We start from the raw sequence: 19,297 nt of genomic DNA on the forward strand, positions 1-19,297 counted from the left end.
TTGAATATACTTTCCGCCCAGTCCATGGAAAGTACCATCAATGAATAGTTTTGCGTTACCAACTATCGTATGCAGCCATTTCAACATGTCTTTGTCTGCATTGAACACATCGAATTTGTGGAAATACCTGTTTGCTAGAGGCTTTCGATAGCTTTGATACGCATCGCTTTCTACAATAGAACCTTCTTTTATATGCTCCCTCGCAAACTGCCCCACGGTAACACCCTTGAGATTTTTTAAGACATTCATTTGGACGTATTTCGGCTTACCGTTCTCATCTTTTGAAACAGCGACAGCAATCTTGATTTTATCAGTTCCTATGCCTCTTTTTGAACCTTTTTTCGTGCTACCGTAATATGTGTCATCGACCTCGACAATCCCGGACAACATATAGTTTCTGTTACGTTCTGACATCGCATACCTGATACGGTGAAGCAGAAACCAAGCAGTTTTGTATCCAATATTAAGCAGCTTGGCAAGCTGTGAAGCGGAGCATCCGCGTTTGTCGGAGACGAGAAAGTAGATAGCATGAAACCAAGTACGGAGCGGAAGATGCGTTCTGTGCATAACCGTGCCGCTTGTCAACGAAATCTGATTGCGGCATGTCATACATTGGAATAGCTTGCGGCTTCCGATATAGTAAAACTCTGTGCAACCACATTTTGGGCACACCATGCCGTTCTTTTTCCGTAGTTCGATAAGATGATTTTCGCAAGCTTCTTCAGTTCCATACTTTTCATTAAACTCAATTAGCGACATAATTTTTTTCTTTGCCATAACGCTTTTTCACTCTTTCTCGTTGTTATGGCTCTATTATATCATATCAGCTGTCCTATATTCAGGACTTTCCTAGCTGCGTTAAAGGGATAAGCATATAAAAGAATATGATAATTGCCGAAAAATAGTGTCTCTTGTCGCTCAGATGGACGAAAGCGCAGATGGAACAAGAAGTTATAAAATAATTAAAAAGGAACCTGATGGAAAAAGTCATGCGCGTGATATCGCTATGAAATATGGGATTGAGCGGAAAAATATTGTTGACAGAATAAAACATAACGGTGTTTAAAACGGATATTGATAAAATTAAGCCGCAGAATTTCTGCGGCTGTTTTTATGCTAAAACAATGTTTATTGAATAATAATGCTACTTACCGTTGAAGATGTTTCTGTATATTGGTTTGCCGCCGTCTAAAAAGTCCGATTATATCCCGATTTGAGAGGAAATTCAAGTCTGAGAAAGCTTACCGGGAGGGAATGTTAGCATCTCTTCTTGCGACAGCTGGGACTGACTAATGATGAAATCTATAGAAGGTTTTTATGCGGCTGTTAATGCACAAAGACTCATCTGCGTTCGTGTTAAAAAGCCAGTCAAAAACCGCAGGGACAAACTGGTCGGGATGCTTCATTGATTATTAAAATTAAAACGGTAATTATTAAAACGGCATTAAATAAGCCTTATTTTATAAGAGAGAAAAGCACATATACCAGAGCCTTTTCTCTCTTTAAGCAGTAATTATTTAATTGCCGAGTTAATAAATATTTTGTACAGACTATTTACAAAATATTAAAATCATAATATAATATCTATAATAAAAAGTAAATAATTTATACATAGTATTTAAGGAGCTATAATGTTTGCAAAAAGGATGACCGGCCTTCTGCTTTGTTTGGCGTTGCTGATTTTTTTGATGCCGTTTACAGCAATGGCGGCGACACAGACACAGAACGGATTACAGGTAAAGCTGACAACGGATAAGAGCGTTTATTCGGTAAATGAAGATGTGGCGGTTATCGTTACAGTAACAAATACGAACGACTTCGCGGTATCCAATGTGAATCTGGAGCTGCTTTTGCCGGAAGGAATGTCGGTGAAATCCGATGAGCCCAAAACGATCAACCTCGCGGCGGGGCAAACGTTGGACGTTTCTTTTACAGCTCAGAATGACAATTCGGGCAACGTACCTAAAACGGGAGACGGATATACGGCTTTGCTTATCGCTTTTATGCTTGCGGCAGGTATTTTTGCTTATTTATTAACTATGCGAAGAAGAACATGCCGTTCTCCATCGTGTAATTCTGCATCCGGATTAGTCTCCTCTTTAAAAAAGATATTTCCCAAGATATTGTCCCTTTTCCTTTGCTTCGCTCTTCTGATACCTAACATAAATGTTTTTCCGGTATCGGCAGAAACAAGCGGTAAGGATTTTACTGTTGAAGAGACTGTGACAATCGGCGGGAAGCAACAGAAAATCGCCGTCCGGATTTCTATTCTTTCATCTGACGGAAAGCTTACGGTGAGCTTTGAGACAAACGGAGGCAGTGAGATATCTCCCGTTTTGGTAACGAGCGGCAGCGAGCTTTCTGATGTATCGGTTCCTCTCAAGGATGACTATGTCTTTACAGGCTGGTATAAAGACAAAAACCTAACTGAAAAGTTTTATTCCGATGTTCCGGTATCGGAAAATATGACGTTGTATGCGTCATATACAGAGAGAGATTATAATTATCAGGAATACACGGATTCGGTCAAATTTATAAAAGATTGCGATAATGATATAGCAATTGAGGTTTTATCTTCAGAAACAATTACCGAAGAGAACATCGATGATTACATAACGATCAAGGATGAATGCGATGAAATTCCCGGGCTTGACGTAACGAGCATAGGCGGAGACGTTTATTCAATTACGCCGCAAGAACCGTATTACACCCCCGGAGATACATACGAAATGACATTGTCCGACTATGATGTTTCTTTTAACGACCAAAAAGAACAAGTCAGGACGATTGCTTTCAGTGTTTTCAAGCCGGAAACCTATGATGTCGCAAGAGACGACGAAATCGTATATCTTCTTTGGAGCGACGTGAACATCGAAGATGATGAAAACGGCGTATATAGCCTGACCGCCGCATTCGCACAGCAGAAGGGAATTGCGGAAGGCGTTACGATCTGCCTGTGGAACGGGCAATTCGATGAACAGACAAAGCTGCGTAATATTCTGAGCTGCGAAGCGGCGGAAGGATCTGATCCGCAGCGTGTTCTGCTTATTACCGAACCAAGCAATATAGAAGATATTTACAATAAACTTGACGTCCATTTAACAGAGATCATAGATCCTGAGGAATACATTGACTCTCTGGATACAAAACAAATAGAGCAAACGCTGAAAAACAGCGAAAGCACGTTGAAATTTACTAAATTTCTCGCGGCGGCGCTCGGTGAAAGCCGAACTGTTGCGGGGATGTCGTCATCTGCTTTTGCGGCGCCGACTGAAAACAACGATAAATTCAATCTTACAGTCGATGCCCTTGTAAGCGGCCTGACGATTACAGCATCCGTCGGTACGGCGCAGAATACGAATTTCCCGGGCGCGGCTTCAAACACATGGCTTGTATTGACGGTTCAGTTTGCCTACAACACCGTTATCAGCGGAAAAGTTCAGGTAGACGCCGACTTTACGTTTAAAGAATTTATCACGGTTTCCGTCGGAAAAAACATTGACTGGGAACCGTTTGTAAAATTCGATTATGACGTATGGCTCGACACCTATTCGCAAACCGAGGTCAGCTTCAACATACTTGTAAAAACGGTCAGTGAAGACAGCGATTTTATCAATATCACAGACGAAATACAAAATCTGATTGATAATGTTTCGGAAGACAATTCCGCCGTGCCGGGAATAATCAGCGAGGTTCTTGGATCAAAAGGCGATTATATCGATCTCGCCAAAATCGATCTGTATGAGCATACATTTAATATAAAAGAACCTGTTCCGGTCGTTCAGATAAAATTGGACATGGATTTCGTTGTCCGTCTGAATCTCGCTGTCGGCCTTTCGGCGAACAGCACGCTTATGTCTGCGAACCGCATCGGCATACGCGGAGGCAGAAGCAAGGATACCGAGGAGTACAATTATTCGCTCGAGGGTGACGGACGTCAAAGCTTTGATTTATACTGCGCCGGATATCTGGGAGTAAAAGCGGGTATAAGACTTACGTTAAGCGCGAATTTCATGGGCCTTGAAGACGTGGGCAGAGTGGGCTTTACCGGAGAAGTGGGAGCCTATATGGATCTGTACGGTTTTTTACAGCTGCATTTATTGAAGAACAATCAAAATGCCTCGCCTAATATCAACATAAACGGCGGTATTTATATGGAGGTCGGTATTTATGTTGAACTGAGTATTTTCGCAGAGTCGAAGATCTTTAAAGTAAAAGCGGAATGCTCTTTACTCGATAAAAAATTCCCGCTCTATTCTCTCGGGGACAGATATGTTCTTTACAGCTTTGAAAACGCGGGAAACACTGTTATAATGAATGCAAATTCATATCCGCTTGGCGGCGGAGGGCTGCTGGAGGTACAGATGCTTGATCTGACCACCGGTCAGCTTGTTCAGGGCAATTATTCTAAGCTGAAAAATTTCTATTTCAGTTTTTCTCATCCGTTTTTCTATATAGATGATAACGATAAAGAAAATCTGAAAGTCGCTCAGTTTGCTTTCGACACGTCGCATCAGGGTGTTTTTGTGCCGGTTAATACACAGCGCCTGGATGCTACGGTGGAAATTTATTACGGCGGTTCCAATCTCTGCTTCAGCACAAAGAAAAAAGGCTATACCTATAATGAAATTAAAATCATATGGATCGATCCGGGTGTAGACGCAAGCAAGATCGATAATTTAGATACAGTGACCGCAACATATGTTTTGAATTTGGACGGAGAAAAGACTGTCCTGCTTACAAAGCCGGTGCTTGCGGGAATGGTCGCCGGAGCATATGATTTGTCTGAATATACAGATTACGCGAAAGTTACCGGTTATGAAAACGACTGGAGCAATGCCATGTGGCAAGATACTGTGTATACAGTCGATATGAGTATGCTTCAGGTGCTTGTGTCGTATATGTACGTACATGACCGGGTATGGCAGTATAAAATATACGCATGCCAAAAGGATTCAGTCGCTCCGGATCCGAGTCCGGAGGAGTTGTCTACCGGACAGTTAAGAAAGTTCCGAAACTGGCTAAGAAGCGATTACCGTTTTCTGAATCCGTATCCGACTAAGACAATGAAAACGGACACGATCACGCAAAATGACATAGTGTGTGCCGATATGCTGGGAATGACATATACGGGCTATGATACAACGGCTCCGGTTTTCAGCTTTTCCGGTACATATAAGCAATGCTGTGAAAAATTTTATGAAAATCAAAAAACGATGAACACAATGCTACTCAAAGTGGCAAATTATGATTATATCGCTCCGCAGATCACATTCGTTTATCCTTCTATGAGATACCGTGTTTTCGGACAGGATATGTCGGTTTCTTTCCAGGATGAAACAAGATATAATGTATTTTATGATGAGATTCCTGCGCCGACCAAACACAATGTTTATCCCGGCTGTGATATACTCGGCTGGGATGAAAACGGAGACGGAATTGCGGATTATACATATGACGGTCTGCCTCCGGTGACTGAAAGTAAAAAATACAAGCTGATCGTTAAAATAAAAACATATACTGCGACCGTTCTCGACGCCGACGGAAATACTTTGGGAACAGAGACGGTTAATATCGGAAATCTGCCGGCCGCGATTTATACAAAGCCCGCTCATCCCTCGGGAAACGATAAATACCGGTTTGAATACTGGGAAGCCTCAGTTTCCGGCGGCGATTTTGTAAAGTGGGATGAATCGAAGGATTACGGGATGAATTCCGACTGGACTCTGCGTCCGGTATATGCCGAATATTACAATGTGACCTTCGACTATGGCGAGGGAAGCTATAACGGGAAGGACTGCGAAACCGTCTCGGTCAAAGCTGGGCAGTATATTTTATCAGAGCTGACTTCCGCCGTGCCGGTATGTACCGGAGACAATATAACCTATTACACCTTCGGTGGCTGGGACGGCGATTCAGTTGTAAATGTAAACCGAAACCTTGTTTTCCATGCGATGTATACACCCCATCCGGTTCAGTATACGGCAACGTTTGAGACTTCTGTCGGCCAATTCAGCGGAGGGACATCCACTGTGACCATGACGGGGAGCTACAGCGAATATATCACGTTTATCAACGACTTCCTTGCCTCAAACTCGCAGTTTTTTCATGTATATACGGATGATACAGTTTACACTTTCCATTCCTGGAGCATCTATAACGGGGAATATTCAGTGCGTTATGTGGCGAACTGGAGTTCCTCTGCGAGGACATACACCGTGGCTTTCGACGCTGGAGAAGGTCAATTCGGAGGCGGAATCACCGAGTATTCTCTTCCGTATTCCTATGGAGCGAACGCTGATCTTTCCTCTGCAAACGGTGCATATAAATCCGCCGATAATTATTATATCTACAAACTTGCCGGCTGGCGTGATCAGAACGGAAATGTATATGGCGTAAACGGAGTTGTCACTGTCCATGGAGATATGACCTTTACCGCAATTTATGAGCAGGACGGACATGTGCTTTACACCGTTACTCTTATTGCTGGAGGAGGTAAATTTGCGAATGGAACGGATGTGAAAACATTCGTCGGCGCTTATGGAGATCCGACGAACATTTCGGTAAGCGATCCTGTATGGGAGACGAATTACGCTCAGTATTATTATGTGTTTGACGGCTGGTCTGCCGATTTTCCCGCGACATTTTCAGGAAACCAGACGATCAGCGCAAGATACAGAACCGTTTATTACAACTATTCCATCACATTTGACGCGGGAAGCGGTTCGTTTGCGGGCGGCGTGAAAACAATCGGCCAAACATATCACTATGGAGATGAGATCGTTCCGCCTGACGATCCTTCCATACCGGAAAACGATTATTTCCGTTATGAATTTACAGGCTGGTCGCCGGCACTCACGGCTGGTCAAACCGTGGCTTACAACCGTACATATACGGCGGCCTATCGCTCGATATCCAAGAACGCGACTTTGCCGGCAAGCGGAATCAATGTGACTAAAAACGGAGTGACAGAGGATATCTGTGTTGGCAGTATCGCAGGCTATACCTATAGTATGATGGAAACCTACAATTCGGGAGTTTATATTCCCGTATTGACGATAACCGGAAACGGACTGACCTTCAGCGGAACAAGCAGCACGGTTTATGTTATTGTTTCCGAAACTGTCACGAACGTCACCTTCAATGGTCTCAATCTGTCCGGCGGCTATGAATATATGGACGGTGTTATCAATGTTCCCAAAAGTGTAAGTGCATTAACAGTACATATCACGGGAAGCTGCGTCTTCCGGAACACAGCTGAATACAGGAGCACCATGCGTATCGAGCGTCCCGCGGCATTTATTGGCTCGGATGAAAATGCCTCGATGCAGCTCGATTCGATCGAAAGTACGTTGATTTACAGCGTTAACGACCTCACCTTTGACACGCTGCATTTGACGATCTCCGCCGATAACGGCATCGACAATGACGACAGTTATGTATATGTACTGTCAGGGGATACTGGCGGAGAAGAACAGATTGTATGCAGCTTCCTGAATTCAAACGTGAATATCACTTCGGACGGCTTTGGGCTTTCGACAATGATGCTTTCATTAGTAATACGAAACAGTGTGTTCAACATCGATTGCGAGGGTTGTGCTTTCTCTGCTCTCGCCGTATTTACGGTTCAGAATTCTGCCATAACGGTCACAACGGAGCAAGGTGTCTATGTTGCCGGAGATGCCATGTTCTCCGGTTCGTCGCAAATCACGCTAAAAGTATCTGATTCCTCTATCGATATGCCGGTTTTGTGGGCTGACGGAATGATCAGTTTCAACGATTTTACAGGCAGCTTTGAGGCTTACTGGATCGACGAGAGCACAGGGCGCGCGGCTGTGTGCGCGGTCGGAGAAATACGCTTCGTTGAAAGCGGTCAGGAAGTGAGCTCCGCGGGTTATAATCTAAACGGGGCGGTAATCATGCTGTTCACAGATCCGGCAGGAAATTATTACAGCTTTTCGAATGTTGCAGATACGCCTGTGGCCCATGTCAGAATAAATTAATTATCGCGTATCATATCATAAAAACAAACAGCGCAGAGGCTTTTTAAAGCTTCGGCGCTGTTTGTTGATATAAAATCGAATTTCTTGCCAGGACTTCTTTTCAAAGAAGCCGCGTTCCTTAATACCTTTATGCGTTTTTAATGTATCTCCTCGTTTTCCGGTATATTTACCATTCTTTCCGCTTCGGCCTTCGCCATCGCCATGACACCGGCGTCGGCAAGACCTGCGAGAGCAAATACCGGCTGTCCGGACTGACGGGTTCCGAAGAAATCACCGGGTCCTCTCGACGCGAGGTCGAATTCGGCCAGCTTGAACCCGTCGTATTCCTCGCATAGCTTATTAAGTCGTTCTGATTCGCTTTGTCCGGAGGAATGCGAAGAAAACATAATCATAAAAGACTCCGCGCTTCCTCGCCCGACACGTCCGCGCAGCTGATGAAGCTGTGCAAGACCGAAGCGTTCCGCGTTTTCGACGATCATAACAGTCGCCTCCGGCACGTCGACACCGACTTCGATTACCGTGGTTGAAACAAGCACGTCAAGCTCTCCGCAAGTAAATTCGCGCATTATGCCGTCTTTTTCTGACGGCTTCATTTTTCCGTGCATCAGTCCGATCCTCAGTCCGGGCAGAGCATTTGCCGCCTGATCCCGGCGCGATACCGCATCGCACAGCTCCGCTCCCGTATCTTCATCATCCGGTTCTATGGCGGGGCAAACGATATATGTCCTGTGCCCGGATGTGGCTTCCTTAATTATAAGCGCGTCGATCCGTTTTCTCATATCGTCGCCGCAGAGGAAGGTACGCACGCGTCTTCGACCCGGCGGAAGCTCGTCAATAACCGATATATCGCGATCGGCATATAAAAACATGGCTAATGTGCGCGGAATCGGAGTAGCGGACATTAAAAGAATATGTCCTCCGCCGGATTTCTCCGCGAGCATATCGCGCTGACGGACGCCGAAACGGTGCTGTTCGTCGGTTATGACAAGCCCGACGTCAGATATGTTTACCCAGTCGGATATCAGCGCATGCGTGCCGAAAACAAAAAAACGCTGTCCGGACGCGGCTTGGGATAAAAATCTTTTACGCGCTGATGCCGGAGTGGAGCCGGTTATTAAAATACATTCAAATCCCGGTTCGGACATTTTTGAAAATAAAGCGGAAGCTTTTTCATAATGCTGTGACGCGAGAATTTCCGTCGGAGCCATCAGCATGACATTATATCCGTTTTTTAATACGGTAAAAGCCGCGCAGAAGGCGACGGCGGTCTTTCCGCTGCCGACATCGCCCTGTAAAAGGCGATTCATCGGCTTTATATGCTTATCCGAAGAAGGATTCCGGCATATATCGGAGCGAATTTCGGATATGACTCTATTTTGTGCGGAGGTAAGAGCAAAGCCCAGCGCGGAAAAAAAGCCGTCCAGCGAGACGGGATTCATCGGGATAGCAGTGGCGGCTGTACGCTCTGTTCCTGATTTCTGCATTTTAAGGGCGAAATCATAGAATTCGTCGAACGCCAGTCTGTTGAGAGCCGATTTAAGCTCCGTTTCGCTTTGCGGACGATGAACGGCGCGGACGGCGTCCGCGCGACCCATAAATCCAAGACGTGAAAGTTGTTCCGCGCTCAGGGTTTCCGAAATGACAGAGTCCGTTTCTCCCAGTACCAAGCCGATGAATTTTTCCGTCTCGCGCGAGCTTATTCCTTCAACGCAGGGATAAACGGGGCGGTATGGAAGCGACGGGTTAAATTCCTTTTCGCTCAAGGGAGAGCTTAAGTAGCGGACGCCGTTGAGCTTTTTGATTGCTCCCGTGAAATACCGCTTGTCTCCCACGGAAAAGCTGTTTTTTATATATGGATTGTTGAAATAGGTTATAACCGCCCGCGAGGAGTCATCAAAGACCGAAAATCTGACGGCCTTTAAACCGCTTTTCATCTTGAATAATGAAGGCCTTGAAGCAACAGTGAGGCAGAAGACACATGTTTTTCCTTCCGGCGCTTCAGCCAGATTGATTATACGGTTGATTCTGTATGAACGCGGAAACAAAAACAGCAGCTCGGAGACATTCGTGACCCCGAGCTTTAAATAATGTTCTGCTTTTACCTTCCCGATTCCGTTAACTGATGTCAGCGGACTGTCATAGAAGAAACGGAAGGAAGGCTTCATGCGCGTCTGGTTTCACCGAATACGATATCTCCGAATACTTTCGGATCCTTGAAATATGCGGCGCAGTCGTTATCGGAGGATGTGAAAAATAATATTTGATGCGAATCGGATTCAAGCATACGGCATAGACGCTTTGCGTTGTCCTTGTCGATATAGATGAAGCTTTCGTCGAATATCATCGGTACCTTGGATTTTAAAAGCTGTTCGGAAAAAGCAACGCGAAGCGCAATCATCGCAAGCTCCGTAAGTCCGCCGCCCGCCTTTGACAGGGGAAGTGTCTGAGAGCCTCTTTTATATTTAAGTTCAAAGTGCTCTCCGAGGACAAAGCTTTCGCCGGGCTTGAGCGCAAAGGAAATAAGAGCGTTTACCCGCGCAGAAACCGGCTGAACCGTTTTCTCTTCGAAAAGATCTATTTCGCGTGCAAGAGAATCGCATTTGAGCTGAACGGCGCGATATTTTTCAAGCTGCCCCAGCATGTCGTTCTCATTCTTTGTAACAAGAGACGAGATGTCACCGAGTTTTTCCGATTCCGCTTTGATAGCTGCAAGCTTTGATTCAAGCTCGTTCTGCTTTTCGTAAAGAACGTCATTCTGATGAGTCAGAAATGACAGCTCGCGCTCCAGCACGGCGAATTCATCGCTTATTTCAAGCGTGTCTTTCTTAATATCTGTACTGAGAAGCGCGCGGTATTGCTCTCGCTGGGCATTGAGGCTGTTTTCACATTCGAAAAGAGCGTCGTATTTGGACATAATCAAATCCGCTTTGGCAAGCGTCTCGGACGCGCTGAGCGGCGCTTTCGGAGCGGAAAGGGAAATTTCAAGCGTGGCGTTTTCCGCGGCTCCTATATCGCGGCGGATACTTGAGAGAGCGGATGCCGCTTCATTTTCAAGCCGGCGGCATTCAGCTTCAGCCTTTTCCAATGATTCACTGTATATATCATCGGATTTTTTATATGAATTGAACTGTTCACAAAGATCATCGAATTCGTTTTGCGTATCAAGATTCAAAGAAGAGAGAATGTTTTTCGCACCTTTTTTAAACAGAGAAGAACAGATGCCGAGGATTGCGGAAAATATAATTACCGCCGCCGTAATAAGGAGCGAAAAGATGAGTTCCTTCTCCATATAAAAGTATAAAAACGCGAAAGCGAATACGGCGATCAGTAAAAATAGCAGAGAAAACGCCGAGAAAAGGTTTTTAAAGCTGCGCTTTGTATCCAAAGCTGCGCGGGCGTTTTCAATTTCCTCCGCCTGACCGTCTTCAGGGAAAAGCTTACGGTTGATTTCGAGATTCTCTCTGGCCAGGTCGCAGCTTCCTTTTGCTTCGCGGAAATCCGCGTCGAGACGGCTGTATGCGGAGTAATCATTTTTTAAAGAGGCGAGAGAATCACGAGTCATACCGGTAAAGGCGTTTTTAGCTTCAAAGGCGAGGAGCTTTTGACGTTTTTCAATTTGCTGTATCTCGTTTTTAAGGCTGCCGGCATTCTCTGCGTTTTCTATCAGCTTGATATCATCGGCATAATTTTTCATGTCCGCTTTCAGAATGACCATACGCCTGTTATTGGCGGCCATACGTTTTTGAACGTCCTCCAATGCGCGTACCGTTTCCTCTTCACGGGTTTTATTCATACCGCGCTGCTGTGAACGGCTGTCAAATTCACGGCGTTCCGAAAGAAGCCTGTCGATCTCGCCTGATTTATCTTCATTCATAAGCGAGTTTCTTTCTTCAAGGACACGCCTGTATTCGGAATAAATGCCCGCCCCGTCTTTGTCGGAAAACGCTTCCGCCCAGGAGTCAAGCGCTTTCAGAGATGTCGCGGGATCGGTCAGATCATGCTGAACCAGGTTGTTTTGCTTTTGAGGAAGATAAACTGTACGGTCATATATATACGAATCAAGTCCGAGGAAAAACTTTCCCGGGGTTTCGTATATTTCTATGGCCGTTCCGTTTTTATCAGTTACTTTGACGCGTTCCTCAATTTCGGTGGCAGTGCGGATTATAACATACCGTACACCGTCGGCGCATATGGTCATTTCACCGTTCATGCGTTTATCGCCGTTCCAGGGAAAAATGTCGGAATGCCCGTCCACACCGTAGAACATAAAACGTATGAAATCGCATACGGATGATTTTCCGCAGCAATTATGCCCGATGAAAATATTTGTTTTCTCATCGGGACGAATTATGATATCACGCTTTCCCGCAAAGCGGATAAGATGAATTTCGCTTATAAATACATTTTGAAAGCTCATATTTCCGATATCCCGTTTTGATAATGTCGGGCGGACACAAAAGCATCCGCCCGCGAATTTTAATTATTAATAATCAACCAGAAGAAAATCAGGCGATATATTTTGCTTCTATCTGAGATTTAATTATGCTTTCTATTTCCGCGTTGTTATCGGACATGATATAGTAAACATAATTGCCAAAAGAACCGATAAGCGCATTGTCCGCCTTTTTCATAGAGGCTTCGTCATAGCCACGGAAGATGTCGGAGACATTTTTTGCGCGCAGCTTCATAAAGGCTTCGGTTGTTTGCTTTGTGGTGTCGAAAGCTGACGCGTCGGTCGCGGCGATTTTAAAAATTCCTACCTCGTTGGCGCTTGCTTCTCCGCCGGGAACCGACATGGCATAGTCTGAAAAGAGAGACATATCCGGAATGTTATTTTCAAGGTCTCCGTAAAAAATGGAAATTAATGATTCACGGTCGTCGCTTTCCATTGCGTCCATAGATGCCTTTGTATATTGGACATTGTCCCACTTTGCCGAAGCAATGGCGGCGGTGAGAATTTCTGACGGCGTGGCTGAGGATTCACGCGCTTTTTCGGAACAAGAGGAAAAAGCGAAAACGGAGAACGCCGAAATAACGGCGAGAATGAGACAATTGATTCTTTTCATTTAGGTAACAGTGCCTTTCTGAAAGCTGATTTATTTAAGGTGAAGAATGTACTTTATAATAGTATGATAACACACACCCGCGTAAAAATCAATCTTAATTATTGAAAGCCGTTTAATTTTTTGCGCCATGTTTTATTGACAGAAATGATATGGGAAGGTATAATATCAATGGCAATAGCAAAACGGTATTCAAAAATAATTCTTTTACAAGATGATATATAATAATTATGAATGCCGCGTAATCATCAAATTCGGAGTGATATGCCTTATATTACAGCCGCGAAAGAAGCGAGCGCAGAATTCACCGAGAAAAAATCGGTGTTTATATCATATATAAAGCCGATAGATACCGAAGCTGACGCACGCGGCTTTATATCGGAAGTATCCGAGAAAAATAATAACGCCACGCACAATGTTTTCGCGTATGTCAACCGCACGGGAAACGCCGTGCGTTGTTCTGACGCGGGCGAACCGTCGGGGACGGCGGGAGCGCCTGTCCTTGAGGTTATAAAGCGTGAGGGTCTTTTTGGCGCGGCAATTGTTGTGACGCGTTATTTCGGAGGTATTTTGCTTGGGGCCGGCGGGCTTGTACGCGCTTATTCGCGCGCGGCCGGTCTGGCAATTGAGGCTGCGGGCAAGGCGGTATTTGAAAAATACCTTACGGTCGATGTACCGTGTGATTATTCGCTGTCCGGAAAGCTTAAATATGAATTTGAAAAACGCGGTTATGCTGTTTCCGACACGGTCTTCGGCGAGCTCGTCACATTCCGTGTACTCTGCCCGGAAAGAGGCTTTGAAGCTTTTTCACTTTTTTTGGCCGATATTTCCGGCGGAAGGATTTCACCCCGCGTTACCGGTGAAAAATTTGCCATCGCATAAAAGCAAAGTTTATAAACAAGAATAGCATCAAACAGAAAGGCATGGTTATAACTATAGACAGCATTGACGCACCGATTTTAAAGGCGCTTTGCGAAAAAGCCGGAAAGAACGAAATGAGGATGCACATGCCCGGACACGGCGGCAGAAATTCCGACGGAATTCCGGACAGCTTGTTTAAATTCGATTATACCGAGCTTTGCGACACCGATAATCTGCTTGATCCAAAGCCGGACGGAATGATATCACGCTCAGAACATATGTGTGCCGATATGTATGGCGCGCTCGATTCGCTTTATTCCTGCGGCGGCGCGACACTTTGCATACAGACGGCTGTTGCCGCGGCGCTTCGTTTTTGCGGCAGGAGGAATCCGCGCGTTTTATGCGACCGGGTCTCGCATAAAAGTGTAATCAATGTGCTTTCGCTGCTTGAAATTGATCCGGAATGGTTTTTTATTGATGAGCTTACCGAAGAAAAGGTACTCGGAGCGGATATACTGGTATATACAAGCGCATCATATTACGGAGAGCTTGCGGATTCCGCCGCCATATGCTCTTTATGTCAAAGGCATGGGGTTATATCGATAGCGGACAATTCACACGCATCACATATCGCTTTTACCCGCCAAAAAAAGCTTCATCCTTTAAATAACGGCGCCGATTTTGTCGTGGATTCATTTCATAAAACACTGCCTGTGATGACCGGAGGCGCCGCGCTGCATATAGGCTTGGCAATGACACGATTTGGAACGCAAAAGGAAATAAGGGAATATTTGCTGTCGTATATGCGGCTTTTTTCGTCAACAAGCCCGTCTTTTACAATACTTGCTTCAATTGATTCGGCTCTTGCCGGCATCCGCGCCGGTATTGATCCCGATGAGGGCGGAATATGCCGCAGCTTTACCGATTCGGCAAGAGCTCTTGATGACCTCAGAAAAAGTATATGTGAGCTGTTTAATTTTAAAAGATATCAGGGAACTGAATACGACGCATTAAGGCTCAGTCTTTTCGGAAATTATGACTTCGGAAAGCTCTATTCCGCGCTTTATTCGGAAGGGATATGTGCCGAAATGTTTTCTCCGGACGCGCTTGTGATGATTCCCTTTTTCGGCTTTTCCTATTCGGACGCTGAGAGAATCTCGGCGGTTTTACGCAGATTGGCGCCGAAATTCCGCGCGGAACCGGTCGGCGTGAATGGGGCGGATGCGAACGCGACCGGCATTTACAGACGCCATATTCCGTTAAAGGGTGCTCCGGCATATGAAATGCTGTTTGCTCCGAAACGCTGTGTCGGATTGAGCAAAGCGGTCGGTGAAATATGCGCCGATGTATACGCCGTATATCCTCCCGGGATACCGGCGATAGTTCCCGGAGAAATATTCGACGCGGAAACCGCGGAGGCTCTTAACGGAGCCGTAAAACAAGTTTTCGTATATAATGTCTACTGAGGTTTTAGCAGTTGAAAAGCCAGCCAAAACCTGCGGTGTTCATTAAAATAATTTATAAGGAGTATATAATAATGAAGGAAGTTACAAAAGACACTCTTATAGGAGAAGCTCTGGAATTGGACGGCGGCATAGGTAAGTTTTTTCTTGAAATGGGAATGCATTGCCTCGGATGCCCGTCCGCGAGAGGAGAATCCATAGAGGAAGCGTGCGAGGTTCACGGAATGGATCCTGACGAGCTCGTCGAGAAAATAAACGAATATCTCAAAGACAAATAAGTTTGGAAGCTAAAAATTATACCTTGCCGGGTGAAAGGCTCGCGGCCTGCGCCCGGCTTGTTTCAAAATGCCGTGTTTTCGCCGATGTCGGAACGGATCACGCGCTTCTGCCTGCTTATCTTTTATCGTCCGGATGTGCCGGATCTGCCGTGATAAGCGATATAAATCCCGGTCCGCTTTCGGCGGGTATAACCACGCTTACGGAACGCGGACTTGATAAAAATGCCATAGCGGTCCTTTGCGACGGGCTTTCCGGTGTTATGGGATATCGCCCGGATGTTATTGTCATCGCGGGTATGGGCGGAGAAACAATTGCGGAAATACTTTCCCGCGCGATTTCTTCCGGAAGCTTGAAACCGGACAAAACAAGCTTTGTTCTGCAGCCGATGACAAAAGCTGAAAGGCTTCGCCAATATCTTTATAGATCCGGATTCTTTATCGAAGCTGAGGAGCTTGCGTCGGAGGACGGCAGAATATATGTTGTTGTTTTGTGTACTTATGACGGAATAAAACGAGAATGCTCTGAGGTCGAAGCATATATAGGAGCTTCCGCCGCAAGGCGTGACGCGCTTGCTTTGAAGTATTTTCTTAAATTGAAAAAGGCTGCTGCGCGGCGCGCCGACGGTCTTGCCGGAGCGGGACAGAAATTGCCCGCGGTAGAAGAAGAGCTTTCAGCTGTTCTCGACAAGCTGGTCAAGGAATGCGGGGATGCGCGGCTTCTTTGAAAAGAAGCCTGGCAAGAAACTCAATTCTAAATCTTCAAAATTAAAATTTTCTGGGATTCTTAAGGGCTCTTTTTTAAAGAGCCTCTTAAGCGGGGTTTGGGGCGGAGCCCGTAAAAATCTACGCCGGGGCATTTATTGCGAAAGCGGGGTTATCCCTAAAGAACAATTCTCAAACTCTCAAATTAAAATTTTCTGGGATTCTTAAGGGCTCTTTTTTAAAAGAGCCTCTTAAGCGGGGTTTGTGGCGAAGCCCGTAAAAATCTACGCCGGAGCATTTATTGTGAAAGCGGGGTTATCCCTAAAGAACAATTCTCAAACTCTCAAATTAAAATTTTCTGGGATTCTTAAGGACTCTTTTTTAAAAGAGCCTCTTAAGCGGGGTTTGGGGCGGAGCCCTAAATATAATATAATAATGGTAATAAAGAATGAACACATATGAATTTGCCGCCGCGCTTGCCGCGGCGCTTTCTGCTCCGCTGCCGTGGGACAACGACCTTGTCGCGGTATGTGCCGAGCCCGCACGGCAAATTAAAAAAGTACTGTGTGCGCTTGATGCGTCGCCGCGCGCCGTGGCATACGCCTGTTCAGGCAGTTTTGACGCGCTTTTAACTCATCATCCGTTGCTGTTCGATGTGCCGCGTAGAATTGCCGCCGGCGATCCCGTATCTGACGCCGTCATCTTGCTTATCAGAGCCGGAGTGTCGGCAATTTCGCTTCATACGCGGCTTGATCTCTCGCCGTGCGGGATAAACGCAGAGCTGGGCCGCCTTATCGGCATGGAAGGAGCTTTCCCTTTCGGAGAAGAGGAAATTCTGCTTGTCGGAAATATCGCTGAATGCTCTCCGGAGGAATTCGGAGCGCGTTGTTCCGCTGCCACAGGAGCACCTGTAAGGCTGTATCCCGGTTCCCGCCGGATTTCCCGCGTAGCCGTATGCTGCGGCAGCGGGAACGATCAGATATCTATAGCGTTAGAATCCGGCGCGCATGCGATTTTCAGCGGCGACCTTAAATATCATCCATCACGTTCAGCTTCCGACGCGGGACTAACCGTGTGCGACGGAGGACACTATTTTACCGAGAGATCCGCTCCGAGACTTTTAAATGAGCTTGTGATCAGGACATGCCCATACGTTGAAACAGAGATATTCGACGAGCCGGAGCTTGGGGGAAGGATAATTTTACCTTGAAGAATATATGCCTTTTCGCTTTGAACAGCTCTTATGTACATACAAACCCTGCGATAAGAGGCATCCGCCGTGCAATTGCCGCGGCGTTTCCGAGCGCAGGCGTTACGCTGATAGAAAGAACTATAAACGACAAACCGGAAACGCTTATAAGGCTGTTGTACGAATCCGGCTGCAGAATATTCGGTTTTTCTGTTTATATTTGGAACAAAGCTGAAATGATGTCATGCGCCTCTGCGATTAAACTGCTTATACCCGATGCTTTTATATTTTTCGGCGGACCCGAGATGTGCGGCCAGAAGGAGGCCGGTCTCCCGGTTATGAAGGAATGTCCGGCTGTCGGCGCCGTGGTAGAGGGCGAAGGGGAAATATCGGTTTGCACGCTTCTAAATGACTTATTTAAAGGTAAAGCTGATACATGGTATTTTACGCCGGATTCATCCGACGCGTTTGACGGGAGCTGTGTTTATAATCCGGAGGAGGATTTGTCAGGAAGGATAGTATATTATGAATCGTCGCGCGGATGTCCGTTTTCTTGCTCGTTCTGCCTATCCTCGGTGAAGAACGGAAACAAATCCGTGCGTGCGGTCGATCCCGAAAAGGTAATGAATGAAATAAGACCGCTTAAAAACCGCGGCATTCGCGTTTTGAAATTTATCGACAGAACGTTCAATTTTGACAAAAAGAGAGCGGCAAGGCTCGCAGATGCGATAATCAAAGAGAATTTTGATTTCCCGGTACAGTTTGAGTTTTGCGCCAGGCTTGTGGACGACGAGATGCTTTCCGTTCTGTCTGAGGTTCCGCCCGGTAAGATCCAACTTGAGGCTGGGCTTCAGAGCGCGGATCCGGAGGTGCTTTCGGCTGTCGGAAGATTTCCCGACGCAAATACCGAAGCGGAGGCGATATACCGTCTTTCGGAGATTAAAAATATTCATCTGCACTGTGATCTTATCGCAGGGTTGCCTATGGAGACATATGCTTCGTTCAGAATGGCTTTTGATTTACTTTACGGACACTGTGATATGCTCCAACTCGGCTTTTTAAAGCTGCTGCCAGGTACTCCGCTCCGTACCCAGGCTGAAAAATTCGGAATTAAATACCGTTCCGACCCGCCTTACACCGTGCTTGAGACGGCTTCGATGTCATTTAATGAGCTGTGTGCTTTACGGGGAATTGAGACGCTCGTATCGCGTTACGGTTCAGGTACGACATCTGAAATAATAAAGGGAATATCAGAAAACAGCAGCGCATTTGATTTTTACGAAGGCTTTTACCGCTTTCTTATTTCTCGTACACCGGAAGCCGACTCACTTTCGGGCGGTGTTTCGACAAGGCGGGCATTTTCAGAGTTGCGCGATTATTTGATTTTTTATGGTGTTGACGAAGAAAAACTGCGTCCCGTTCTGCGGCTTGCGTTTCTGCTGACCGACACAGGAGCATTGCCCGATTTTCTGCTCCCGGAAGAAAATGAAAAGCTTACAAAAGAAGAAGCGGGAAGATACAGGGCGCTCATACCGGAAGAAAGAAATGCTTATTTATATATAGGAAAATTCGGAAGCTCATGCGCCGCTGTTTTTCGGCTTCAGAAAACAGTTCGCGTATATAACGAAAAAGAAAGCGTTTTCAATTCTGAAATGAGCATAAATAATCCTGATATTCAAAATTTATTTACGATAAATATAAACATTGTACATTAATAAACTGTTATCCTATCATGTGA

11 protein-coding genes are annotated in these 19,297 nt (G+C 45.8%); 7 read left to right on the plus strand and 4 right to left on the minus strand.

Annotated elements, in window-relative coordinates; translation table 11 throughout:
• Positions 1–777: IS1595 family transposase (locus tag VB118_10825; GenBank protein MEA4833091.1), on the minus strand; the 777-nt coding region annotated here is incomplete at its 3' end.
• Between the two features lie 854 nt (positions 778–1,631).
• Between VB118_10825 and VB118_10830 the strand changes: the two genes are divergently transcribed.
• On the plus strand, positions 1,632–8,003 hold the full coding sequence (locus VB118_10830) for an InlB B-repeat-containing protein (GenBank protein MEA4833092.1): 6,372 nt from the start codon (positions 1,632–1,634) through the stop codon (positions 8,001–8,003).
• Between the two features lie 137 nt (positions 8,004–8,140).
• Here the strand turns inward: VB118_10830 and VB118_10835 are convergent, their stop codons facing one another.
• The 3 genes from VB118_10835 to VB118_10845 all read right to left on the minus strand — a co-directional run bounded on the left by VB118_10835 (position 8,141) and on the right by VB118_10845 (position 13,069).
• A complete protein-coding gene (locus VB118_10835; GenBank protein MEA4833093.1) occupies positions 8,141–10,168 on the minus strand; it encodes an ATP-dependent DNA helicase RecG in 2,028 nt (675 codons plus the stop codon).
• Positions 10,165–12,420, minus strand: a complete 2,256-nt coding sequence (locus tag VB118_10840) for a hypothetical protein (GenBank protein MEA4833094.1) — start codon at positions 12,418–12,420, stop codon at positions 10,165–10,167. Before VB118_10840 ends, VB118_10835 begins: the two co-directional genes overlap by 4 nt.
• A gap of 88 nt (positions 12,421–12,508) precedes the next feature.
• The gene (locus VB118_10845; protein MEA4833095.1) at positions 12,509–13,069 is read right to left on the minus strand and encodes a DUF4358 domain-containing protein; all 561 of its coding nucleotides are present in this window, start codon (positions 13,067–13,069) and stop codon (positions 12,509–12,511) included.
• A 261-nt stretch (positions 13,070–13,330) separates the two neighbouring features.
• On the opposite strand from VB118_10845, the gene VB118_10850 reads away from it, so the two are divergent.
• From VB118_10850 to VB118_10875, 6 genes are all read left to right on the plus strand, one after another.
• Complete coding sequence (locus tag VB118_10850) at positions 13,331–13,948, plus strand: YigZ family protein (protein MEA4833096.1); 618 nt, start codon at positions 13,331–13,333, stop codon at positions 13,946–13,948.
• A gap of 41 nt (positions 13,949–13,989) precedes the next feature.
• Complete coding sequence (locus VB118_10855) at positions 13,990–15,393, plus strand: hypothetical protein (GenBank protein ID MEA4833097.1); 1,404 nt, start codon at positions 13,990–13,992, stop codon at positions 15,391–15,393.
• A gap of 71 nt (positions 15,394–15,464) precedes the next feature.
• Positions 15,465–15,668, plus strand: coding sequence for a DUF1858 domain-containing protein (locus tag VB118_10860; GenBank protein MEA4833098.1), 204 nt, complete (start codon positions 15,465–15,467; stop codon positions 15,666–15,668).
• 2 nt (positions 15,669–15,670) lie between these two features.
• Positions 15,671–16,393 carry a class I SAM-dependent methyltransferase gene (locus VB118_10865; protein MEA4833099.1) on the plus strand — a complete coding sequence of 241 codons (723 nt, stop codon included), beginning with the start codon at positions 15,671–15,673 and terminating at the stop codon, positions 16,391–16,393.
• Positions 16,394–16,818: 425 nt separating this feature from the next.
• Positions 16,819–17,580, plus strand: a complete 762-nt coding sequence (locus tag VB118_10870; GenBank protein MEA4833100.1) for a Nif3-like dinuclear metal center hexameric protein — start codon at positions 16,819–16,821, stop codon at positions 17,578–17,580.
• Positions 17,577–19,274, plus strand: coding sequence for a DUF4080 domain-containing protein (locus VB118_10875; GenBank protein MEA4833101.1), 1,698 nt, complete (start codon positions 17,577–17,579; stop codon positions 19,272–19,274). The genes VB118_10870 and VB118_10875 overlap by 4 nt, the downstream gene beginning before the upstream one ends.
• The last annotated feature ends 23 nt before the right edge of the window (positions 19,275–19,297 follow it).

Source organism: Oscillospiraceae bacterium (assembly GCA_034925865.1).
Taxonomy (GTDB): Bacteria; Bacillota; Clostridia; order Oscillospirales; family SIG627; genus SIG704.